Here is a 22,019-nt window from a genome sequence, read left to right as displayed (position 1 = left end):
CAACCGGTGGACCGTCGAGGCTGGATAAGGAGTAAGCGGATGCCCACCCAACCGTTGCGCGGCATTCGGGTGCTCGACCTCACCAACGTGCTGGCCGGGCCCTACTGCAGTTACCAGCTCATGCTCTACGGCGCCGAAGTGGTGAAGATCGAGGTCCCGGACTCCGGTGACCTGGCCCGCCGGCTGGGCCCGGATGCGGAGCTGAATCGCGCGGGCATGGGCGCGTCCTTCCTCGCGCAGAACGCGGGCAAGAAGTCCATCGAGCTCAACCTCAAGGACGACCGGGACGCGACCGTCTTCGAGGAGCTGGTCCGCGGGGCGGACGTGGTGGTGGAAAACTTTCGGGCCGGTGTGCTCGGGCGGCTCGGTTTCGGCTGGGACCGTTTGCGCGAGCTGAATCCGATGCTGGTCTATTGCGCCATCACCGGTTTCGGCCAGACCGGCCCGATGAGCCAGGCGCCCGCCTATGACCAGATCATCCAGGGGCTGTCGGGGATGATGAGCATCACCGGTACCCCCCAGACAGCTCCTTTGCGAGTCGGCTTCCCGGTGTGCGACACCATCGGCGGGCTGATGGCGGCCTTGGCGATCACCGCCGCGCTGGCCGGGCGGGAGCGCACCGGCGAGGGCTGCCTCATCGACGTCTCGATGCTTGAGGCCTCGATGTCCGCGATGGGTTGGGCCGCAACGCATTACCTCATCAGCGGGGTCGCACCGGCGCCGATGGGACGGCAGAACGCCACCGCGGCCCCGTCCGGGACGTTCGACACCGCCGACGGCCAGCTCAACATCGCGGCCAACCGGCAGAGCCAGTTCGAGACCCTGTGCCGCGTGGTCGAGCGTTCGGATCTGATCGACGATCCGCGCTTCGCCGACGCGGAGGCGCGCAAATGTCACCGGGAGGCCCTCGATCTGGAGCTGAACAAGGCGCTGCGGGCCCGCACAGCGGCGCAATGGGAGCAGATCCTGCCGGCGCTGGGCGTGCCCGCGGCGCGGATTCTTTCGGTGACCCAGGCCGTGGAGCTGCCGCAGCTGGAGCATCGCGGGTTCTTCACCGATCTCGGGTTCCCCGGTGATGCCGGCCGAACCTTGCGGGTGACCGGAAACGGCGTGCTGCTCGATGGCGAGCCACTGCGCCCGACCGGGCCCCCGCCGCGGCTGGGCGAGCACAACCAGCAGATCGAGGCGCTGATCGCTGACCGGCTCGCCTTGCGCACCCCCCTTTCCGTAGCGGCCGCGCTGGCCGAGGAGGAGCCGAGCTGATGGTTACCGTTTCGGATGTCGCGGATTGGTGGGGCAACAGCATCTGCCGGATGGAGCCCGGCGTGGTGGAGCTGCGCGGCGTGCCGGTCGGGGAGCTGATTGGCTCGACCGGGCTGGTCTCCACGATCTGGCTGCTGACCCGCGGGGCGATGCCCGATCCGCGGCAGGCGGCGCTTTTGGAGGCGGCGATGGTCGCCTCGGTCGACCACGGCCCCCAGGCGCCGTCGATCGCGATCGCCCGGATGACGGTCACCTGCGGTGTCGGCCTCAACAACGCCATGGCCTCGGCCGTGAACGCGCTTGGCGATGTGCATGGCGGCGCTGGAGAACAGTGCGTCGAGCTGCTCGACGAGATAGTGGCGCGCCAGGCGGCGGGGGAGGACTTCGACGCCGCGGTGGCTGTCGTGGTTGAGGCGTGGCAGGCGAAGTCGCGGTACCTGCCCGGGTTCGGGCATCGCTTCCACCCGGTCGACCCGCGCCGCGCCCCGCTGCTCGAGCTGGTCGACCGGGCGGTGGCGGCGGGAGTGGTGGCCGGGCAACATGTGCGCGCGGCGCGGGCGGTGGAGACGTTGCTCAACCAAGGCCGGACAAAGCCTGTGCCGATGAACATCGACGGCGCGACCGCGGTCATCTACGCCGAGCTGGGCTTCCCCGCGCCGCTTGCGCGCGGACTGTTCGTGCTGAGCCGAAGCGTCGGCATCCTGGCCCACGCGTGGGAGGAAAGCACCCAGGGCAGGCGCAACAAGGGTCCCATGCCGCCGTCGATCCTGCCGACCTATGTGGACAGCGCAAGCCGGCCGCCGGGTTAGCGCACGGTGAGATATTCCAGGATCAGCTCGCCGAGCATCCGCCGGTATTGGTCCCGGCGCGCCGGATCGAGCATGTCCCTGCCGAAGATTGCCTTGAAGGTGTACCGGTTGGCGGTTCGGAAAACGCAGAACGCGCTGATCATCATGTGCACGTCGATGGCGTCGACATCGTTGCGGAAGCGGCCTTCCGCCCGGCCACGCTCCAGGATGCGCGTCAGCACGTCCAGGGCCGGGCCGGCCAGACCGGGCAGGATCTCCGAGCGGGCAAGGTGCTGGGCGCGATGGATGTTCTCGATGCTGACCAGCCGGATGAAGTCGGGATTGGCCTCGTGGTGGTCGAAGGTCAGCGCCGCCAACTGGGCGATGGCCTCGGCCGGGTCGAGGTGGTCCACATCGACCTGTTGTTCCAGGGCGCGGATCCCGGTGTAGGCCCGCTCCAGGACAGCAATGTAGAGCTTCTCCTTGCCGCCGAAGTAGTAATAGATCATTCGCTTGGTGGTGCGGGTCTTCGCGGCGATCTCGTCCACGCGAGCGCCCGCGTATCCCTTGTCGGCGAACTCGTGGGTGGCGACCGCCAGGATCTCGGCCCTGGTGCGGTCGGCATCGCGGACAGCAGGCTGCACGGCGACCCCGGTTGACTGTGCGGCCAACGGCGCTACCCCCTCACATCGACACCTACTGTAGCCAAGTCTTCCCAGCCAGTTCCGTGCGGTGTATAAGTAACTATCTGGTACGTTCATGCGAACGTCAGGAAGGCAGAGGTCCCCATGCTCACCGCCGAACTGGGCACCACCACACCCTTGGCCGCACCTCTGGGCGTCACCCCACGCCTGGCCATCGCGACCGTCTGCCTGTCGGGAACGCTGGAGGACAAGCTGGCCGCCGCCGCGGCAGCCGGCTTTCACGGGGTCGAAGTCTTCGAAAACGACCTCATCGCGTCGCCGTGGTCGCCGCAGCGGGTGGGCCAGGAGTGCGCGCGCCGAGGTCTGTCCATCGTGGCCTATCAGCCGTTCCGCGACTTCGAGGCGGTGGCGCCCGATGTGCTGCGGGCCAACCTGCGCCGGGCCGAGCGCAAGTTCGACCTGCTGGAACAGCTGGGGGCGCAGACGCTGCTGGTGTGCTCGTCGGAGTCGGCGGACTGTGTGGACGATGACGACCTGGCCGCCGAGCAACTGCACGAGCTGGCCGACCGGGCGCACCGGCGCGGTCTGCGCATCGCGTACGAGCCCTTGGCCTGGGGCCGTTTCGTCAACACCTACCCGCATGCGTGGCGGATCGTGCGGCACGCCAACCATCCCGCGCTGGGGCTGTGCCTGGACAGCTTCCATGTGCTTTCGCGCGGCGAGGATCCGGCGGGCATCCGGGTGGTGCCGGGGTCGAAGGTGTTTCTCCTGCAGCTGGCCGACGCGCCCCGGCTGAAGATGGACGTGGTGGAGTGGAGCCGCCATCACCGGCTGTTTCCCGGTCTCGGCTCGTTCGACCTGAGCGGGTTCGTCGGTCACGTGCTCACCACCGGATACGACGGACCGCTCTCGCTTGAGGTCTTCAACGACGTCTACCGGCAGGCCGACCCGCGCCATGCCGCCATCGACGGAATGCGTTCCCTCCTGGGTTTGCAGGAGTCGGTCAGCACCCGCGGTCCGGCGCAGGTACGCGAGCGCGTGCGGATAGCCGACCTGCCACCCGCGCCCGCGCTGGGCGGGTATGTCTTCACCGAGCTTGCCGTCGACGAGGTTTCCGGCCCGGTGGTGGCGCGCACCCTTGCCGCGCTTGGGTTCGCGCACACCGGGCAGCACAGGTCCAAGCCGGTGCAGCTGTGGCAGCAGGGCAAGGCGCAGATCCTGCTGAACTTTGCTCCACAAAGGACAGTTCCGCCCGGGACGGCGGCCATCTGCGCGCTGGCCGTGGAGAGCACCGATCCCGCGGCGTCGACCCAGCGCGCCGATCGGCTGGCCGCTCCGGTCCTGCCGCGCAACCGCCAGCCCGACGAGGCCGAGCTGAGCTCGGTGGCGGCGCCGGACGGCACCGCGGTCTTCTTCTGCCGCAACGGTTCGGAGGCCAGCGGCTGGCGGGCCGACTTCGCGGCGACCGGCGCTGAAGTCCGCAGCGACGGCCTGGTGACCGCGACCGACCACCTCTCGCTCACCGAGTCCATCGACGACTTCGATCAGGTGGCGCTCTTCTACCGCTCGGTGCTGGGCCTGCACTCGGAAGGCACCACCGAGGTGGCCGCGCCGTTCGGGCTGATCCGCAGCCGGGCCGCCAGCGACGCCTCCGGCCGGATCCGGATCACCTTCAACACCGCGCCGCTGCGCCGCGGGGACTGGGCCCCGGCCGTGCCGAGCCCGCAGCACATCGCCTTCGCCAGCGATGATGCGATCGCCAGCGCCAAAGCCATGCGCGCGCTGGGCGCACCGGTGCTGGCCATCCCCGCCAACTATTACGACGACCTCGAAGCCCGGCTCGACCTGCCGCCGGATCTGCTAACCGCGATGCGCGAGAACTCGATCCTCTACGACCGTGACGAGCGCGGGGAATACCTGCATTTCCACACCGAGATGCTCGGCTCGCGGCTCTTCTTCGAAGTGGTGCAGCGCATCGACGGCTACACCGGTTACGGGGCCGCCAACAGCGCACCGGTGCGCATGGCCGCCCATCGGCAGCGCCGCCTCATCACGCTGCGGGACACCCCGCAGCCGCGCGACGGGGTTCGGCACGACTACTCGCTGGCCCACCTGACCGCGCTCAGCCTTTCCCCGCCGGAACTGGTGGAGGCCGCGGCCGACGCCGGATACCGGTACGTGGGGCTGCGCCTGACCCGGGTCACCATGCAGGAACCGCACTACCCGCTGGCCACCGATCCGGCGTTGATGCGCACCACCAAGGTGCGGCTGGCCGCCACCGGCATCGAGGTTCTCGACATCGAGCTGGCCCGGATCAGCCCCTTCGAAGACCCGCGCGACTTCCAGCGTTTCCTGGAGGCGGGGGCCGAACTCGGTGCGCGCCATGTCATCGCGCAACTGCCCGACCCCGACCGGGCCCGCAAGATCGATCGGTACGCCCAGCTGTGCGAGATGGCCCGGCCGCTCGGCCTGACCGTCGATCTGGAGTTCCCGTCGTGGACGGAGACGCCGGACCTGGGGGAGGCGGCGCGGGTGCTGCGCGCGGCCGATCAGCCCAACGCGGGGATCCTGGTGGACCTGCTGCATTTCGCCCGCTCCGGCTCGAGCGTGGCCCAGCTTCGGGAACTTCCCGCGCACTGGTTCCACTTCGCCCATGTCTGCGATGCGCCGGCCGCCGTACCGACCACGAACGAGGGTCTCATCCACACCGCGCGGTTCGAGCGCCTCTTCCCCGGCGAGGGTGGCATCGACGTGCCCGGCATTCTTGCCGCGCTTCCCGCCGGGATCCCTTACGCCCTAGAGATTCCACGCGCCACGCACGTGGCACAGGTCGGCGCCAAGGAACACGCCCGGCTGGCGATCGCCGCCACCCGCGCCCACCTCGACCGCGTGCAAGCAAACGCAGCCCAATAGCCGCCATTGAGCGAAGGCCGCGCGGGATGCCCTCCGCGCGGCCTTCTGGGTCTGGCGACGCGGTCGCCCCCGGCGTCATTGCCGGGGGCGACCGCGGGTCACTCGAACAAGCCGTGGTAGATGTCCTTGATGTTCCAGTGGCCCGGCGTCGGGACGGGCTCGTTGACCATCGGAACGTCGATGACCGCCGGGCGGCGTGCCGCCACCGCCGCGCGCAACGCCACGCCGAGCTGGTCCACACTGTCCACTGTGTACCCGTCCGCGCCGCAGGCTCGCCCGAAGGCGGCGAAGTCCGGGCTGTAGGGCAAACCGTCCGGGCCGAGGAAGTCGCAGCCGAAGCTGGCGCCGAAGTTGGCCGCTTGCAGATCCGAGATGGTGCCGTGAGCCCGGTTGTTCATCACCACGAAGATGACCGGTGCGCCCTGTTCCACGGCCATCGGCACCGCCGGCAGCTGGGCGCTCATCCCGCCGTCGCCGACCAGGGCCACCACCGTGCGATCGGGCTGGGCGATCTGCACGCCCACCGCCGCGGCCGGGCCGAAGCCCATGGTGGAAGCACCGCCGGGGGTGATGAAACGGCCGTCCGGTGGCAGCTCATAGCACTGGGCGACGCCGTTCTTGTTCCATCCCACATCGGTGACCAGAACCGCGTCGCTGGGCAGCGCCTCCCGCAGATCGGTGAGGATTCGCTCCGGGCGAAGCGGAAATTGGTCGCTGCGACCGCGTTCGCGGCTGCTCGCGTAGAGCGCCGAGCGTGAGATCGCGATCTGCTCCCGCAGCCGCGGCCGGGAAACCGGCTCGGGCTGGGCGGCCAGCACGGCGTCGGCGATCGCTTGCACGGCTTGGTTCACGTCGGCCACCGCGCCGATCTCGACGGGATAGTTGCGGCCGATCTCGGCCGGATCGATGTCGATCTGGATCAGCCGGCTCGGCGGGAACTGCCACGTGTAGCGCCGGTCCCACGAGCTCGCATCGGTCTCGGCGAAGCGGGTGGCCAGGGCGAGCACCACATCGGCGTCGCGGGTGGTCTCGTTGGTCAGCTCCAGGCCCCAGAAACCAGGCATGCCAAGGACCAGCGGGTGCTCGTCGGGCAGCGCGCCCTTGGCCATCAGCGAGTGGGCCACCGGGATGTCCAGGTGCTCGATGAGCCGGCGCAGCGCGTGCAGGCCCGTGTCGCGGCGCAGCCCGCCGCCAAGATAGATCAGTGGGCGTTGCGCCCCCAGCAGCGCGGCGGCGATGCGTTGCGCCACCGGCACGGGCAGCGCCGGCAGGCCGGCGTCTTCCGGCAGCGGGTAGCTCACCACCGGTACCCGACGAGAGAAATGGTCCATCGGCACGTTCAGCAGAACGGCACCGGGGCGGCCTGAGGTCGCTGTCCAGAAGGCACGCTCGGTGAACCGGGCCAGATCCGCCACCCGATGCACCTGCCAGGCCCGTTTGACGAAGGGGCGGAAGACCGCGGCCTGGTCGGCGTCGGTATGCAGGTTGATCTCCTGATGCGGGTGGCGTCCGTAGTAGTACGAAGGGATGTCGCCGGAAATGACGATCATCGGCACCGAGTCCAGCGCTGCCGTCATGACCCCGGTGGCGGCGTTGGTCAGGCCCGGCCCGACGTGGGTCAGCAGCACTGCGGGCTTGCCGGTGACGCGGGCATAGCCGTCGGCGGCGTGGGCCGCGGTCTGCTCGTGGCGGCTGATGACGAAGCGGATGCTGCTGCGGCTCAACGCATCGAGCAGGGCGATGTTGGTGTGTCCGCACAGCCCGAAGATGTACTCCACGCCATAGGACTCCAGCTGGGCCACCAGCGCTTCGGCGCCCGTTGTCGTCGCGGCTGGCGCGAGTTCGGCGTCGGTTCTGGCCAGGTGGTCGAGAGTCATTGCTGTCCCTTCAGGTTCTCCGGCATTGAGCCCCACAACGAGATGTCGCGCAGCATAAGGGTTTTCACGGTCGTATAGTCCTCGATCATGTAGCGGGGCGACTCGCGGCCGAAGCCGGATTCCTTGACCCCGCCGAAGGGGACGTGGTCGAGCCGGAAGTTCGATGAGCCCCCGACGACCAGGCCGCCGACCTCCAGGTCGCGCCAGGCGGCCACGATGCGGCGGATGTCGTGGGTGAACAGGCCGGCCTGCAGCCCGTACCGGCTCTGGTTGCACATGGCGATCGCGTCGTCGAAGTCGTCGTAGGGCGAGACGCTGACCAGCGCGCCGAAGACTTCCTCGGTCACCACCGCGGCGTCGGCGGGCGGGTCGGCGATGACGATCGGCAGCACAGTGGCGCCGTCGCGGCGGCCGCCGGTGGTGACGGTGGCCCCGGCGGCCTGAGCCTGCGCGGTCCACCGCACGACCCGCTCAGCGGCGTCGTCGTCCACCATCGACCCGATGTCGGTGGCCGGGTCGAGCGGGTCGCCGACAACGAGCAGCTTCACCTCACGGGTGAAAGCCTCGACGAACTCGTCGTAGCGCGAGCGCTGCACGTAAACCCGCTGCACCGAGATACAGCTCTGGCCCGAGTTGCTGTACCCTGTACGCGCGCAAACCCTTGCCGCGTAACCGATATCGGCGTCCTCGCAGACCAGCGTGGCCGCGTTGCCGCCCAGCTCCAGCACCAGCCGCTTGGCGCCCGCGGCGCGGGCCACCGCCGCGCCGGTGGCCACGCTGCCGGTAAAGCTGATCACGGCGACTTCGGGTGCGGCGCAAAGCTTCGCGCCGACGTCGGCACCGCCGTGGAGCACCTGGACGGCCTCGACCGGCAGGCCCGCCTCCAGCATGAGCTCGACCAGCGCGGTGGAAGCGGCCGGCGCCTGTGGCGGTGGCTTGACGATGGTGGTGTTTCCGGCCGCGAACGACGCGGCGAGCTTGTGGGCGAGCAGGTTCGCGGGCGCGTTGAAGGGCGTGATGGCCAGCGCCACCCCGGCCGGCGCGCGATAGGTGAAGGCGGTGTTGCCCACGCCGCGCGCCCAGCCCGCCACCGGCAGCACCTCACCGTTGATCTGCCTGGCCTCGGCGGCGGCGACGCGGAACGTGTCGGCCACGCGATCGATCTCGCCGAGACCGTCTTTGAGCGGCTTGCCGAGCTCCAGTGCCAGCAGCCGGGCGAGCTCTTCGCGCCGGGCCAGCGCCAGCACGGCTGCGCGTTCCAGCACCACGGCCCGCCCGGCCGGCGCGATGCGGCCCACGGCTTTCGCGGCCACGCGCGCGTAGTCGCACGCGATGCGGACGTCTTCCAGGTCGGCCTGGCGGGCGCTGCTCACCACCTCGCGTACCCACGGACCTACCCGGGTGGCCTGCGGCCCGTCCGCGATCCACTTGCCGGCGATCAGGCAGCTGGCTTGGGAGCTTTTATACATCTCTATCCCCTGGTATGAACCGCTCTGTGGACTTTATGGACCGTTCTACGGACTAGCTGTAACATACGGGCGGCGGGGACGCGGAAGCAAGAGCTGTCCGCCGCGGAATAGGGCGGCCGCCCCATCGGTTAGGTTTCTATGCAAACGCATGAACTTTGACCGGTGTGGAAGAGGCTTGGCATGCAATTCGGCGTGTTTTCGGTCAGCGACATCACCCGTGACCCGGTCTCGGGCCAGACTCCGAGCGAGGCGGAGCGCATAGACGCGGTGGTGCAGATCGCCCAGAAGGCCGAAGAGGTAGGACTGGACGTGTTCGCCATCGGTGAGCACCACAACCCTCCGTTCTTCTCGTCCTCACCGACGACGCTGCTGGCGTTCATCGCGGCGAGAACCAAGAGGTTAATCCTCAGCACCGCGACCACGCTGATCACCACCAACGACCCGGTGCGCATCGCCGAGGAATACGCGATGCTGCAGCACCTCTCGCAGGGCCGGGTGGACCTGATGCTGGGCCGGGGCAACACCGCGCCGGTCTACCCGTGGTTCGGCCAGGACATCCGCCAGGGCCTGCCGCTGGCGCTGGAAAATTACAACCTGCTGCACAGGTTGTGGCGCGACGACGTGGTGGACTGGGAGGGCAAATTCCGCACTCCTTTACAGGGCTTCACCGCGGTGCCGCGGCCGCTGGACTGTGTGCCTCCGTTCGTGTGGCACGGCTCGATCCGTACCCCCGAGATCGCCGAACAGGCCGCCTACTACGGCGACGGTTTCTTCGCCAATCACATCTTCTGGCCGAAGGAACACTTCATGCGGCTGATCCGGTTCTATCGCCAGCGCTACGCCCACCACGGCCACGGCACGGAGAAACAGGCCATCGTCGGGCTCGGCGGGCAGGCCTACATCGCCAAGCGGTCCCAGGACGCCATCGCGGAGTTCCGGCCCTACTTCAATGAGGCCCCGGTCTACGGCAACGGCCCGGCGATGGAGGACTTCATGGAGTCCACGCCGCTGTCGGTGGGAAGCCCGCAGGAGGTCATCGACAAGACGCTGACCTTCCGCGAACACTTCGGCGACTACCAGCGCCAGCTGTTCCTGATCGACCACGCCGGCCTGCCGCTGAAGACCGTGCTCAACCAGCTTGACCTGCTTGGCGAAGAGGTGGTGCCGACCCTGCGCAAGGAGCTGGCCGCCAAACGCGACCCCGAGGCGGCCGCGGCGCCCACCCACGCCAGCCTGGTCGAGGCGAAGTACGGCGACCAGCCGCCACGCCAGCCCCGGCCCAACGCCAACCGGGGCGACAACGTGACCGGCTCGTCGCCTTACCAGGACAGCGACCCGGCGCTGCAAGCCCGCTACCCAAGCCCGTGAAAACCGGCGGAACCCGGCTGGCCAACGAGGCGTGGGAGGCTCTGCTGTCCGCCCACGCCCGGCTCGTCAAGCAGTTCGCCGCCGAGGACACCTGGCACGATCTGTCCATGCGCGAGTACGACGTGCTGTACACCCTTGCCAAAAACGCCCAGCCGGTGCGCATAGGCGAGCTTCACCGCCGTGTCCTGCTGAGCCAGCCTGCCCTGTCACGGCTGGTGGACCGGCTCGTGGAAAGAGGGTTGCTGCGCCGCCTCGGCGACCCGGCCGACGGCCGAGGTGTCCACCTGGTGCTCACCGAGTCGGGGCGGGAAAAGCAGCGCCAGATCGGGCGTCAGCATGCCCGCTCGGTCGCCCGCGCCATCACCGCTGAGCTGGATCCGGCCGAGCTGCACCAGCTGGCCATCATCTGTGGGAAACTGGCCCGTCGGCCGGCGCAGGACAAGGAAGTATCAGGCCCATGAATCTCACCGCCGAAAAGCGGACCTTCACCCTCGTGGTCGTCACCGCCGGAACCAGCGAGCCGTCGTCGACCAAACTGCTGGCGCAGCGAACGGCCCAGCGCGTCACCGAGCTGGCGCAGCGGCGCGGCAACGAGGTGCAGACCCACTTCATCGGGTTGCGTGAGCTCGCCACCGAGATCACCACCGCCCTCGTCACCTCGCTGGCCGGGCCCAAGCTGCAGGAAGCCGTTGCGGCCCTGGGCAAAGCCGATGGCCTCGTGGCCGGGACACCGGTCTACAAGGCCGGCGCGAGCGGGTTGTTCACCTCGTTCTTCCAGACCCTGGAGGACGATCTGCTTATCGCCAAGCCGGTCGTGCTCGCGGCCACCGCAGGGACGGCGCGGCACGCCCTCGTCGTCGACGAGCAGATGCGCTCGCTGTTCGGTTACCTGCGCTCGGTCGTCGCGCCGACATCGCTTTTCGCCGCGCCCGAGGACTGGAGCGACCCGGCGCTGAACAAACGCATCGACCGGGCGGCGCTCGAGCTGTTGCTGCTCATGGAGAGCGGCTTCGCCGAGCAGATCCGCAACGAGTCCTGGCAAAGCTATCGGCACGAGTTCGCGAGCGACGGGGAAACCGCGCTGGACGTAGACTTCGGCTCCGACCTGATGCGCCTGGCCGCCGGCGGATCGGCCACCTGAGATGCGGTTCGTGCTGATTCCCGGCCGTCATCACGTGCTCACCCGGTTCCAGGCCGAATACCTCAGCGCCCTGGCCGGTTCGCAGTCCGCCACCATGGTGTGGGCGGTGACGTCGGCGAATCACGCCAACACCCGGCGCAATCCGGTGCCGTACAACCGCCGGGAGGCGGCTATCGAGCGGTTCAGCGTGCTGTCCGGGTTGCGTTCGCTGGTGGTGCCGGTCTTCGATGTGGCGCCGACCGACCGGTTCGCCGAGGTGACAATCAAGAACATTGCTGTGACGACTGGTACAGAGCTGACTCCCGACAACACGATGGTGGCCTGTTCCACGCCGGAGGTGGCCGCCCTCTACGAGCGACTGGGTTTTCAGATCGCGACCATGGAGGCGTCGCTCGACCCCTCGCCGCAGCGCCCCTGGGAGGTGTTGCTGCGACTGGCCGCCGGCGACGATCGGTGGCGGGAGCTGGCGCATCCGGCGACGGTGGATGTCTTCGACAGATATCGGCTCGTCGAGCAGATCCACGCTGCCGTCAACGATCCGGTGGTGGGCGACGAGGGCGGTCTCACCGCAACCCGCAACTACCGCATCTATGTCGAAGCCTTCGCCGCCGCAGCCACGCGCAAATGGACCGCCGTGCGCGACTACGTGCGGCCGGGCAGGGTGGTGGACATCGGCTGTGGCGCGGGCGCGGTGCTGGAGCTGGCCGACCGGGAGCCGGCGTTGCGGGAAAGCGACCTGATCGGCATCGAGGTGGCACGCCACCTCTACGAGGAGTGCGTGCACAAGCTGTCGCAGGGTGTTTTCAGCAACCCCAACGTGTTCTTCTACCACCGCAACGTGCTCGGCGGCGCGGTGTTGCCGCCGCGGTCGGTCGACACGACGCTGACCTTCGCGCTGACCCATGAGATCTGGTCCTATGGCGAGCAAGGAAAGTCGGTGCGCGCCTTCGCCCAGGCCATCTTCGATCACACTGCGCCCGGCGGCGTCTGGATCAACAGCGATGTCTGCGGTCCGGACGAGCGGGACAGACGGGTGCTGCTGCACCTGGAACGCGGCGACGGCGACAACCCGCAGCGCCCACGCCGCGACCTGGCCGAGCTGCCGAGCACCGGGGTTGCCGCCTATCTGGACGGGCTGTCGACGCGTGCCCGCTTCGACCAGTTCACCGTCGACTACCGCTTCGCCTTCGACCATTCCCCGGTGGGCCAGGAGGCGATCGAGCTGAGTCTGGGCGACGCGATGGACTTCTTGACCCGCAAGGACTACACCAACAACTGGATGTCGGAAACCCAGGAACAGTTCTGCGGCATGGCCCAAGCCGACTGGCGCGCTCTGCTCACCGAGGTAGGTTTCGAGCTCGACGCCGCCTCCGGGACCAGCCGCAACGATTGGATCGTCGACCACCGGCTGGCGCCGGTGGCCAGCCTGACCGGCCTCGACGGCACCCCACTGCCCTGGCCGGCGACCCACATCCTGCTGATCGCCCGCCGCCCGCTCAACCCTTAGCGCAGGCGCCGCCCGCTCAACCCCTTAGCGCAGGCGGCGGCCGGGAATCCCGGCCGCCGCCTTGGGTGTCACAATGCGGCGCACTGGCCGTTCTTCGGGCCGCTCACCGCGTTGGCGATCTCGAGGTTGACCGGGGCGGGGGAGTTGCCGCTGCACCGCAGCGGGCCGCTGACCGTGTTGCCGGCGACGATTGCCGCGCCGCTGACGGTGCTGTTGTCGGTCAGCTGCACCTCGCCGCTGACCGTGGCGGCCGCAATAAGCACGGCCTGGGTGGTGCCGGAGAGGCGCAGCGGGCCGCGAACGGTGCTGGCGGCCATGAAGACGCCCGCTGCCCCGGTCGCGGTGACCGGGCCGGAGAACGTGGATCCGGTGGCGATCAGGGTGGCCCCGGCCGCCACCGTGACCGGGCCGCTCACGGTCGCGCCGGCCAGGCACGCGATGCCCGAGGAGATGGTGAGCGGGCCGTTGTGCCGGCCGGTCAGGGTGGGCAGGATCCGTTGCGCGCCAACGAGTTCCTCGGTGGCTTGGGCGTCGAGCAGCAATGGGATCAGGCCGCGCTCCGGCTGCGCCAGCGGGATCACGTATCCATCGGATACGGCGATCACCTTCCAGCCGTGCGCGGCGATGCGCTGCGCCGCGGTGGTGACCATGCCGGCCGGGCCGTCGCTTCGTACCCCGAGATACTGCTCCTGGGTGAGCTTATAGGCGCACGGCGGATCGTCGAGGATCGCGTCCTGAGCCGGGGCGTCAAGCGGTGGCGGGCTTTCCCCGGGATGGGGGGCCGGGAAAGCCGGGATCGGCCGGGAACCGCGGAACACGATCCGGCCGGTGTTGGCGACCTGGAAACCGACCGCCGCCGTACGCGACAGCCTGATGGCGGCCAGGCTGGCGCGGTGATAGTCGAGGAATTCGTTGAACGTCCACAGCGACGAGTAAGTCTTGCGCCGCCGGTTGTTGGCCGCCGCGCCCTCGTCGGGACGGGTGGGGCCGCCCGCAGCGCGCAGCTCCAGCAGCGAGTTGGTGACATTCTTCAGGCCCAGGGTGTTGCGCAGAATCGTCTCCTCGCTCAGCCCCACGTTTCCGCCGTTGGCGCAGCCGTAGGGGCAGGGCCACCAGCCGTCGGCGGCGCCGCGCTCATACAGGCGATTGATGATCATGTCCTGGGATTGGTCGAATATGGACTGGGCCACGTTCTGGTGGCGTGGCGGCAGCGTCGGCAGATCACCGGCGCTGCTGTTGCCGAACTCGTGCCCGTCGAAGCTTGCCACCGGCCGGTAGTCGCGCAGCATCGCCACGTAGGCAAAGGTTTCCGGCTGACGGATCAGCGAGTAGTCGCGGTTGAGATCCTGGCCGGTGGAGTTGCCGCGGGTGTTGGCCGCGCGGCCGTCGCCGTTGATGGACGGGACAATGAGCATCGTGGTGTGGCTCAGCAGGTCGATCGTTCTGGCGTCGCCGGCGAAAGCGAGCCGGCGCGCCAGGATCAGGCAGCTCTCCCGGTTGCCGGGTTCGTTGCCGTGCACGTTGCAGTTGATGGCCAGCGGGAAGGTCGCGGCGACGGCGGCCGCCGTGCTCGGCGGTGCTGGGTACCCGATGACAAACATGTTGATCGGCCGGCCCAGCACGGTGCGTCCGATTTCGACGACCCGCACCCGATCGCTAAGCTCATCGATCGCGGCGGTGTAGGCGTATTCGCTGGTGTCGCTGGTGAACTCGGCCGCTTGGGTCATTTCCCATTGGGTACGAAGGCTTTCGCCCGGCACGCCCGGGTCGCCCCACGGCGCCGCAGTGGTGGCGAAGACGGCCTCGGAAAAGGGTTCTTCCACGGACCCGAGCCGGGCCCGCACCCGCCACCGCAACCGGTCACCCGGATTGAAGCCGGCGTCGGCGAAGGTGGGCCGGTCTTGGTGAACCTGACGGTTGGGCCGCCACACACCGGTGATCACCGCTGGTCCGGTGGCGGTGTCGGCCGCATCCACCGGCGCGCGCTCGATCTGGTAGTCGGTGGCCCCGGCCACGGGTGTCCAGGCCAAGGTGGCGAACCCTTCGCCCGGGGTGACCCGCAAACCTTGCACCTGCTGGGGATCGACGGCCGCGTTGGCCGAGCCGCCGGCGGCGATGGAGAGGATGACAGTCAGCGCGGTGGAGCCGAATGCCGTCAATGCCTGCCGAAATCTCATGAGAACCTCCCGGGGGTTGGAGAGGTGATCGACATGCATAAATATATCATCACAGCGTGCGCTCAGCGCGGGTCGGCGTAGCGTTAGGCGACAGCGACCCGGTCCGATTGGAGTTCACCACCATGCATATGCGCACAATGGGAAACAGCGGGCTGGAAGTCTCAGCGATCGGCCTCGGCTGCATGGGCATGAGCCAGAGCTACGGGCCGAACCCGGGCAGCCGGGATGAGATGATCTCGCTGCTCCGCGCGGCGGTCGAACGGGGCGTAACCTTCTTCGACACTGCGGAGGTTTACGGCCCGTTCGTGAACGAGGAGCTGGTCGGTGAGGCGCTGGCACCGGTACGCGACCAGGTGGTGATAGCCACCAAATTCGGTTTCCAGTTCGGCTCCGACGGCCGGTCGGCCGGTCTGACCAGCCGGCCCGAGCAGATCAAACCGGCGGCGGAGGCATCGCTTCGGCGACTCAAGGTCGACACCATCGACCTTTACTACCAGCATCGGGTCAACCCTGAGCTGCCGATCGAAGAGGTGGCCGGGGCGGTCAAGGAGCTGATCGAGCAAGGCAAGGTCAAGCACTTCGGCATGTCGGAGGCGGCCGCGCAGACCATCCGCCGCGCGCACGCGGTGCAGCCGGTTACCGCGCTGCAAAGCGAATATTCGCTGTGGTGGCGGCGGCCCGAGGAGGAGGTGCTGCCGACCCTGGCCGAGCTTGGCATCGGCTTCGTGCCCTTCAGCCCGCTGGGCAAAGGCTTCCTCACCGGAAAGATCGACAAGGACACCGAGTTCACCAGCTCGGACATCCGCACCAGCATCCCGCGCTTCACCGCTGAGGCCAGGCAAGCCAATCAGGCCTTGATCGATCTGCTGAACAGCATCGCCGAGCCACGAAACGCCACCGCGGCCCAAGTCGCGCTGGCCTGGCTGCTGGCCCAGCAGCCGTGGATTTCGCCTATCCCAGGCACCCGCAGGCTCGAGCGCCTCGACGAGAACCTGGCCGCGGCCGACCTCGAACTGACCGCTGAAGAGCTGCGCGACCTCGACGATGCCGCTATGCACATCAAGGTTCAGGGCGAGCGCTACCCCGAACACCTGGAGCGGATGACCAACCTCTAAGGGCGGCGGCAAGCGCTACCCCGAACACGCGGAGCGGACGACCAACCTTTAGGAGCGGCGGCGTCGGCGGCGCAGGGCGGTGGCGAGCACCACGCAGGCCGCCGCGGCGCCGAGGGCGATGGCGGGCGGTGCCGTCTTGCGGGCGTGGGCCTCGGCCGCCGAGGGCATGGCGGGATCGACCGGGGAGGGCGAAGGCGCCACCACGAACTCGGCCGGATCGACCAGGCGGCCGACCGAGGCGGTGGCGGGTTGGGCGAAGCCCCAGTCGAGCAGGGCGGCGCCCTGCTCCCAGCCCAGCTGCGGCGCGTGTTCGGCCCCGAGCAGGGTGACGACCAGGCGGCGGCCGTTGCGTTCGGCCGCTCCCACATAGGTGTGGCGGGACAGGTCGGTGTAGCCGGTCTTGCCGCCCAGCGCGCCCGGGTATTGCTCGATAAGCGAGTTCTGGTTCTGGATCTGGAAACCTTCCCGCTGTTTGAGCGGCTGAGCCGGAATCTGCGCCTGTTTGGTCAGCGCGTATCTGCGGAAGGCGGCATCGGCGAAGCAGGCGCGGGCGATCAGGGCCAGGTCGTAAGCGGTGGTGAACTGGCCGGGCGCATCGAGACCGGACGGCGTCACGGCGTGGGTCTGGAATGCGCCCAGCTTTTTGGCTTGGGCATTCATCTCCTGTACCCCGCCCTCCGCACCGGCCGCGCCACCGCCCAGCCGAGCCAGCACGTTGGCCGCGTCGTTGCCCGACACGAGCAGCAGCCCCAGCCACAGCGTCTCCACCGTGTACTGACCGCCCTCCACCAGCCCGGCGGACGAACTGCCCGGCTCGTATTGCATATCGGCGTCGTTGACCGTGACGATTTGCTGCGGGTCGAGCCTGCCCAGCATGGTGGCCGCGAGCAGAAGCTTCTGCACGCTGGCCGGGGTGGCGTACTCGTGCGCGCCGCACGCGCCGACAACCGCACCGGAGTCGAGATCTGCCACGACCCACGAGGTGGCGGTCACCGCCGGAGGCAGCGGCGCGGACGACGGGATGGCCAGGCCCGAGGTGGCGAGCTGGTCCCCGCCGACCAGGCGCGCGCCAGGGCTCTCCGGCGGCGGCGTCAACCGCGGCACGCCCTGCACCGGCGCCACCGCCGGCCTCGGACACGCAACAGCCTCAGCGACACCCCTGGGCGTGACGGCGCCGGCGGTGCCGGGCATTCCGGCCGAAGCACCGGCAGCGGCGGGCGCTATGGCACGTGCGTTGCCGGGCGCTCCCGCCGTAGCGCCGGCGGTGCCGGGCGCGATGAATACCGTTAGGCACGTGGCCAATACGGCGGTGGCCAGTGCGCCAGCGCGCCGCGGTGCTGCCGGCACACTGCGGGTCATGAGCGGGACATTAGCCGCAACAGCAGGCGGGTGCGGTCGCCTTGGCAAAACGGAACGTGCCGAAGCGGGGGAGTGGGGCGGCGGCGAAGGGTGCTGGGTTAGCTGAAGGGGTGTGGGGGCAGTGGTTGCGTGAAGTCGATGCCGCGGGCCAGGAAGGGGCCGGCGAAGGCGGGGCAGCCGGTGGGGTCGGAGTCGTGGCCGAAGGTGATGGGGATCAGTTGCGGGTCGAGGACCTTGGCGACGGTCAGCCCACCGAGCAGCCGCGAGGGGTAGCGGTAAACCGCGACGTGGCCGGGGACTCTTGGCAGCGCTGGTGCGTTCAGCTCGCGCCAGTTCACCAGCGGGCCGTCGAGCAACCACTTCAGCTGCGCAAGCGGTGCCGGGGCGGCGGGCGAAGGGAACCGGAGGTTGGCGCAGGCCTGTACGAGAGCCTTGCGGGCGGCGTCGACCGGGTCGGCGGCGGCGCTCAGGCCCAGCGCCAGGCTGTGCTCACCGAACCCGGCCGCGGCGATGACGAGGATGCCCGTCCCTCCAGACAGGGCGACGATGCGCAACTGCGCCACCGCTTGTGCCCGGCGGACCAAAGGCCCCAGCGGCGTTGGCAGGGATCGGGGATCGATACCGGGGCAGGGGCGCTCGGTGGCCCGCGCCCGCTGGAGGGCGTCCCATGCGACGTCTTCCAGCCAGGCGCGCAGCACAGCCTGGTCGGGATCGGGGTGCGCGGCGGCGGCGCTGGCAGACGGGTAGCTCGGCTGCAGCCACGCCGGGGCGGCCGGGAACGGCGTGTAGACCAGGGCGGCCGGAAGCCAGAGCGGGACGCCATCTGGGCGGTGACCGGTGACCCACCATTCGGGACGGCTCGGATCGAACTCGTCCAATCCGAGGCGTTCCCGATGGGCGGCGGCGTAGGAGATCACGCCGGCCGGGTTCAGCCACGGGCCGGGCAGCCGCTCGGCGGGTGCCAGGTGCAGTGCTCCCGGCGGGATGTCGCCCAGCGCAAAGCGTTTCAGCCCTTCGCCGAGGCACCTCGCCCGCGCCGGCGACTCCTCGATGTCGGCCCCGGCGCAGTGGCTGGGGTCCGGGGATGGGGCGAACGGGTCCACCGTGGCCAGTTGGGGCGATGCGTAGGCGCCACGGGCGAAGTGGAGGGCGGAGCCGTCGTCGAGCGGCCACCGATCGACGAGGGTGACCTCGGCGACCGCCAGCCGCCCCAACGGCGCGCCACCGATCAAGCTGCCGGTCTCGGCCAGGTCGCCCGCGACCCACGACCAGGTCCGAGGCCCGTTGGCAGGCAAGGCGATCGCGCTGCCGGTTTCGGCCGGGTCGCTGGTGGCCCATGACCAGGTCCGGGGGCCGCTGACGGGCAAGGCGATCGCGCGGATGGTGTTCGCCCGCTGCGGGTCCGGGAGATCGCCCGCGATCGCGAGGCCGCGCCGGCCCGCGATGAGACGCCCATAGGCGCCCAGCCGAATCGGGTCGGGCAGCCGTGCCACGAAAAGCCGAAGCGCGCGTTCACCTAGCGTGGGATCGAGGCCGGGAGGCAACCACAGCGCCTCGGTGGCCGTCACCGCCACCACGCCCGGTGGCACCTTGCCCGACGTGACGAAGGTGGCGACCACCGCGCGCAGCGGCAGGACATCGGCGGGCAGGTCGGCGGCATCGGTTCCGTCAAGACGAATCCCTTGTGCAGCAAGGGATTGAGACAGCTGGGCCGCCCCCGCGGCGCTCATGATGCCGTCTTCGGCCAGCGCCGACGGCCCACGCGATGCGGCGTCGACGATCCGTCGCGGGTCGATTCCGGAGCTGAGCTCGACCCTGACCGTCGCCGCGGCGGCATGAATCAGGAGGGCATCCGCCCGAGCCACCAACAGAACGCTAGCCGCAGACATGGCCGGAGGTTAGGTCCACAGGGGACAGTGCCCACAGATCAGCGGGCCTTATCTGTAGACAGGCAACATAACCGGCTGCTATCGCCAGGCCTCGGCGGCCGGGCCGCGGGTCATCCGGTAAACGCCGGCGGCGCACGCAAGCAGCAGGGTGGCGGCGAGCCAGAGCGGCGCGCCGATGGGGGCCCATCGCAACAGGGTTCCGCCGAGCAGTGCGCCGGTCAGCAGCGCGGTGACCGAGGCCAGCCGCCGCGCCAGCACCGGCCGGGCCGCCGAATCGGCGACCAGACCGGCCACGGTTCTGGTGATGACGGTGGTGGTCAGATCCGGCACGCCCAGCCTTCGCACCACCGCGTTCTGCCCGCCCATCGCGATCGCCAGCAGAGCGATCAGGGTCAGCCGCACCGAGGTGCTGTGCAGCGCGCTGGTCGTGACGGCGGCGATCAGCACGAGCAGGGCCTGTGCGGCGGCTCCGGCTGCGAGCAGGTGCCCGCGATGGGGCGGCCGCTTGGCAGCTATCCGGCCGGCGATGGCCGCGCCGAAGACGAAGGCGAGCAAAGCCAGCAAACTGTCCACGACCGAGACTTCACCCGTACCCGACAAAGCGAAACCCAAGAAGACCACGTTTCCGGTCATGTTGGCCACGAACACATGGCCCAGGGTCAGATAGCTGAAGGAGTCCACGAGGCCGGACACCACGGTCAGGCCGACCAGGAAATCGGGTAGCGGCCCATGTTCGCGGCTCGGCGTCATCGACCACATCATGGCATCGAAAGCCTGCCCGGCGCGGCGTTTTCAGCTGTCGGGCAGGCTGCGCATCCGCTGATCCAGGAAGTCGCGTTCGACCGCGTTTTCGGTCAGCAGCAAGGCTTCCGAGTAGGCCGTCCGGGCTTCGTGCACCCGGCCGAGCTTGCTCAGGAAATCGGCCCGCGCCGCGGCGAGGTACCCGTAGGCGGCCAGCTGCGGTTCGTCGGAAAGCTTGTCCAGCGCGGCGAGGCCGGCCAGCGGACCTTCGGCGAAGCCCACCGCCACCGCGCGGTTGAGCCTCACCACCGGGGAGGACCAGATCGCGGCCAGCAGGTCGTAGAGCGCGACGATCTGCGCCCAGTCGGTGGCCTGCCAGCTCGGCGATCCGCTGTGGATAGCGGCGATCGCCGCCATGAGCGCGTATTTGCCGGGTGGATGATGGCGCAGCGCCCGGCGCGCCAGCGCGGTGCCCTCCGCGATGGCCTGCCTGTTCCACAACGACCGATCCTGGTCGGGCAGCAGGACCAGCCGGCCTTGCGCGTCGGTGCGTGCGGCCCGCCGGGCGTCGGTGAGCAGAATCAGCGCGAGCAGGCCGATCACCCCGGGATCGTGGGGGAGCAGCTCGCGCAGCATCCGGGACAGGTCCAAAGCCCTTGCCACCAGGTCTGTCCGGGCCAGCGCCTCGCCGGTGGGCGCGGTGTGCCCCGTGGTGTAAAGCAGGTTGACCACCGCCAGCACGGCCTCGATCCGCTCGGGCAGATCGGCCGTGGACGGGACCCGGTAAGGGATCCGGGCGGTGGATATCTTCTTCTTGGCCCGGGTGATCCGCGCGGCCATGGTGGGTTCGGCGACCAGGAAGGCCCGCGCCACCTCGGCCGTGGTGAGCCCACAGACCAGCCGCAGCGTCAGCGCCACCTGTGCCTGGGTGGCCAGCCCGGGATGGCAGCAGGTGAAGACGAGCCGAAGGCGGTCATCGGGGATGTCCGACGGCTCCTCGAGCTCGGTGACATGCTCCTCGACCAGCAGGGGCAGATATTTGCGCGCGGTTTGGTCGCGGCGCAACACGTCCAGTGCCCGGTTGCGTGACGCTGTGGTCAGCCAGGCGCCCGGCCGGCCCGGGATCCCGTCGCGTTCCCACGTGATGAGCGCCTGGGCGTACGAGTCCTGCACGCATTCCTCGGCAAGGTCGATGTCCCGGGTGACGCGCACCGTCGCGGCGAGCACGTAGGCCCACTCGCGGCGGTGCGCCTCGGCGACGGCCGCGGCCACCGGTGAGGCCGGGGCCGACGGCATCATTCCTCGAAGACCATGACCGGACGCACCTCGACCCCACCGAAACGGGCCGGGACCTCCTTGGCGATGGCGATCGCCTCGTCGAAGTCGGCAGCTTCGACGAGGTAGTAGCCGCCGAGCGCCTCCTTCGTCTCGGCGAAGGCCCCGTCGGTGACCTCGGCGTCGCGGATGCTGGTGGCGGTCAGGGTGGGCTGCAGCGCGTGCCCGCCCTTGATCGCGGAGCCGAACTTCTCGGAAAAGGCGTTGTGCGCCTCCATGACCTCACCCATGACCTGCTCGGAAGCGGTCGCGTAGGCCGACTCGGCCTCGTAGATGAGGATCAGATACTCGCTCATGATCATACTCCCTCGGATGTGGCTGGGACTGTTCCTACCATCCCGACGCGTGAACTCCGCCGGAATCGACAGACCCGTCCGGCGACTTTCTCGCCGGCCGCCGCATCAGCGCGAAGGACTGGCAATCTCGCCGATGT

17 protein-coding genes are annotated in these 22,019 nt (G+C 69.3%); 8 read left to right on the top strand and 9 right to left on the bottom strand.

The window, feature by feature from the left end; all coding sequences use genetic code 11:
• The first annotated feature begins 39 nt into the window (after positions 1 to 39).
• Together Rhe02_RS29720 and Rhe02_RS29715 are read left to right on the top strand one after the other, a co-directional pair.
• Positions 40 to 1,263, top strand: a complete 1,224-nt coding sequence (locus tag Rhe02_RS29720) for a CaiB/BaiF CoA transferase family protein (RefSeq protein ID WP_203911707.1) — start codon at positions 40 to 42, stop codon at positions 1,261 to 1,263.
• Positions 1,263 to 2,072: a citryl-CoA lyase gene (locus Rhe02_RS29715; RefSeq protein ID WP_203911706.1), complete on the top strand. Its 810-nt coding sequence runs from the start codon at positions 1,263 to 1,265 to the stop codon at positions 2,070 to 2,072. Before Rhe02_RS29720 ends, Rhe02_RS29715 begins: the two co-directional genes overlap by 1 nt.
• On the opposite strand, the gene Rhe02_RS29710 is transcribed toward Rhe02_RS29715, so the two are convergent.
• Positions 2,069 to 2,722, bottom strand: coding sequence for a TetR/AcrR family transcriptional regulator (locus Rhe02_RS29710; protein ID WP_239124128.1), 654 nt, complete (start codon positions 2,720 to 2,722; stop codon positions 2,069 to 2,071). The two genes, Rhe02_RS29715 and Rhe02_RS29710, sit on opposite strands and share 4 nt — an antisense overlap.
• A 117-nt stretch (positions 2,723 to 2,839) precedes the next feature.
• Between Rhe02_RS29710 and Rhe02_RS29705 the strand changes: the two genes are divergently transcribed.
• Positions 2,840 to 5,608, top strand: coding sequence for a TIM barrel protein (locus Rhe02_RS29705; protein ID WP_203911704.1), 2,769 nt, complete (start codon positions 2,840 to 2,842; stop codon positions 5,606 to 5,608).
• Positions 5,609 to 5,706: 98 nt separating this feature from the next.
• On the opposite strand, the gene Rhe02_RS29700 is transcribed toward Rhe02_RS29705, so the two are convergent.
• Both Rhe02_RS29700 and Rhe02_RS29695 read right to left on the bottom strand, forming a co-directional pair.
• A complete protein-coding gene (locus Rhe02_RS29700) occupies positions 5,707 to 7,485 on the bottom strand; it encodes a thiamine pyrophosphate-binding protein (protein ID WP_203911703.1) in 1,779 nt (592 codons plus the stop codon).
• Positions 7,482 to 8,954 (bottom strand): aldehyde dehydrogenase family protein, encoded by a 1,473-nt coding sequence (locus Rhe02_RS29695; RefSeq protein ID WP_203911702.1) that lies wholly within the window; start codon positions 8,952 to 8,954, stop codon positions 7,482 to 7,484. Before Rhe02_RS29695 ends, Rhe02_RS29700 begins: the two co-directional genes overlap by 4 nt.
• A gap of 180 nt (positions 8,955 to 9,134) precedes the next feature.
• On the opposite strand from Rhe02_RS29695, the gene Rhe02_RS29690 reads away from it, so the two are divergent.
• The 4 genes from Rhe02_RS29690 to Rhe02_RS29675 are packed head-to-tail and all read left to right on the top strand — an operon-like array spanning position 9,135 to position 12,970.
• Positions 9,135 to 10,322 carry an LLM class flavin-dependent oxidoreductase gene (locus Rhe02_RS29690; RefSeq protein ID WP_203911701.1) on the top strand — a complete coding sequence of 396 codons (1,188 nt, stop codon included), beginning with the start codon at positions 9,135 to 9,137 and terminating at the stop codon, positions 10,320 to 10,322.
• Positions 10,319 to 10,783: a MarR family winged helix-turn-helix transcriptional regulator gene (locus tag Rhe02_RS29685; RefSeq protein ID WP_203911700.1), complete on the top strand. Its 465-nt coding sequence runs from the start codon at positions 10,319 to 10,321 to the stop codon at positions 10,781 to 10,783. Before Rhe02_RS29690 ends, Rhe02_RS29685 begins: the two co-directional genes overlap by 4 nt.
• Positions 10,780 to 11,463 carry a CE1759 family FMN reductase gene (locus tag Rhe02_RS29680; protein WP_203911699.1) on the top strand — a complete coding sequence of 228 codons (684 nt, stop codon included), beginning with the start codon at positions 10,780 to 10,782 and terminating at the stop codon, positions 11,461 to 11,463. Before Rhe02_RS29685 ends, Rhe02_RS29680 begins: the two co-directional genes overlap by 4 nt.
• 1 nt (position 11,464) lies before the next feature.
• A complete protein-coding gene (locus Rhe02_RS29675; protein ID WP_203911698.1) occupies positions 11,465 to 12,970 on the top strand; it encodes a class I SAM-dependent methyltransferase in 1,506 nt (501 codons plus the stop codon).
• A 68-nt stretch (positions 12,971 to 13,038) separates the two neighbouring features.
• On the opposite strand, the gene Rhe02_RS29670 is transcribed toward Rhe02_RS29675, so the two are convergent.
• Positions 13,039 to 15,147 (bottom strand): M14 family zinc carboxypeptidase, encoded by a 2,109-nt coding sequence (locus Rhe02_RS29670; RefSeq protein WP_203911697.1) that lies wholly within the window; start codon positions 15,145 to 15,147, stop codon positions 13,039 to 13,041.
• 56 nt (positions 15,148 to 15,203) lie between these two features.
• Here Rhe02_RS29670 and Rhe02_RS29665 point away from each other — a divergent pair, with 56 nt between their 5' ends.
• Positions 15,204 to 16,262 (top strand): aldo/keto reductase, encoded by a 1,059-nt coding sequence (locus Rhe02_RS29665; protein WP_239124127.1) that lies wholly within the window; start codon positions 15,204 to 15,206, stop codon positions 16,260 to 16,262.
• Between the two features lie 48 nt (positions 16,263 to 16,310).
• Here the strand turns inward: Rhe02_RS29665 and Rhe02_RS29660 are convergent, their stop codons facing one another.
• The 5 genes from Rhe02_RS29660 to Rhe02_RS29640 form a co-directional block, all read right to left on the bottom strand.
• Positions 16,311 to 17,453, bottom strand: a complete 1,143-nt coding sequence (locus Rhe02_RS29660; RefSeq protein WP_203911727.1) for a D-alanyl-D-alanine carboxypeptidase family protein — start codon at positions 17,451 to 17,453, stop codon at positions 16,311 to 16,313.
• A gap of 266 nt (positions 17,454 to 17,719) precedes the next feature.
• On the bottom strand, positions 17,720 to 19,510 hold the full coding sequence (locus tag Rhe02_RS29655; RefSeq protein ID WP_203911696.1) for a YcaO-like family protein: 1,791 nt from the start codon (positions 19,508 to 19,510) through the stop codon (positions 17,720 to 17,722).
• 78 nt (positions 19,511 to 19,588) lie between these two features.
• Complete coding sequence (locus Rhe02_RS29650) at positions 19,589 to 20,260, bottom strand: YoaK family protein (protein WP_203911695.1); 672 nt, start codon at positions 20,258 to 20,260, stop codon at positions 19,589 to 19,591.
• 42 nt (positions 20,261 to 20,302) lie between these two features.
• The gene (locus Rhe02_RS29645) at positions 20,303 to 21,478 is read right to left on the bottom strand and encodes an RNA polymerase sigma factor (protein WP_203911726.1); all 1,176 of its coding nucleotides are present in this window, start codon (positions 21,476 to 21,478) and stop codon (positions 20,303 to 20,305) included.
• Positions 21,479 to 21,546: 68 nt separating this feature from the next.
• A complete protein-coding gene (locus Rhe02_RS29640) occupies positions 21,547 to 21,882 on the bottom strand; it encodes a YciI family protein (protein WP_203911694.1) in 336 nt (111 codons plus the stop codon).
• Between the last annotated feature and the right edge of the window lie 137 nt (positions 21,883 to 22,019).

This window comes from Rhizocola hellebori, assembly GCF_016862955.1.
In the GTDB taxonomy this organism is placed as follows: domain Bacteria; phylum Actinomycetota; class Actinomycetes; order Mycobacteriales; family Micromonosporaceae; genus Rhizocola; species Rhizocola hellebori.
This window is presented reverse-complemented; position numbering and strand designations above follow the sequence as displayed.

Excerpts from the sequence above, each read along its gene's own strand:
- Rhe02_RS29690 (WP_203911701.1), top strand. The coding sequence starts at position 9,135 with ATGCAATTCGGCGTGTTTTCGGTCAGCGACATCACCCGTGACCCGGTC.
- Rhe02_RS29700 (WP_203911703.1), bottom strand. The coding sequence starts at position 7,485 with ATGACTCTCGACCACCTGGCCAGAACCGACGCCGAACTCGCGCCAGCC.
- Rhe02_RS29670 (WP_203911697.1), bottom strand. The coding sequence starts at position 15,147 with ATGAGATTTCGGCAGGCATTGACGGCATTCGGCTCCACCGCGCTGACT.
- Rhe02_RS29680 (WP_203911699.1), top strand. The coding sequence starts at position 10,780 with ATGAATCTCACCGCCGAAAAGCGGACCTTCACCCTCGTGGTCGTCACC.
- Rhe02_RS29675 (WP_203911698.1), top strand. The coding sequence starts at position 11,465 with ATGCGGTTCGTGCTGATTCCCGGCCGTCATCACGTGCTCACCCGGTTC.
- Rhe02_RS29695 (WP_203911702.1), bottom strand. The coding sequence starts at position 8,954 with ATGTATAAAAGCTCCCAAGCCAGCTGCCTGATCGCCGGCAAGTGGATC.
- Rhe02_RS29650 (WP_203911695.1), bottom strand. The coding sequence starts at position 20,260 with ATGACGCCGAGCCGCGAACATGGGCCGCTACCCGATTTCCTGGTCGGC.
- Rhe02_RS29705 (WP_203911704.1), top strand. The coding sequence starts at position 2,840 with ATGCTCACCGCCGAACTGGGCACCACCACACCCTTGGCCGCACCTCTG.
- Rhe02_RS29660 (WP_203911727.1), bottom strand. The coding sequence starts at position 17,453 with ATGCCCGGCACCGCCGGCGCCGTCACGCCCAGGGGTGTCGCTGAGGCT.
- Rhe02_RS29720 (WP_203911707.1), top strand. The coding sequence starts at position 40 with ATGCCCACCCAACCGTTGCGCGGCATTCGGGTGCTCGACCTCACCAAC.
- Rhe02_RS29640 (WP_203911694.1), bottom strand. The coding sequence starts at position 21,882 with ATGAGCGAGTATCTGATCCTCATCTACGAGGCCGAGTCGGCCTACGCG.
- Rhe02_RS29655 (WP_203911696.1), bottom strand. The coding sequence starts at position 19,510 with ATGTCTGCGGCTAGCGTTCTGTTGGTGGCTCGGGCGGATGCCCTCCTG.
- Rhe02_RS29715 (WP_203911706.1), top strand. The coding sequence starts at position 1,263 with ATGGTTACCGTTTCGGATGTCGCGGATTGGTGGGGCAACAGCATCTGC.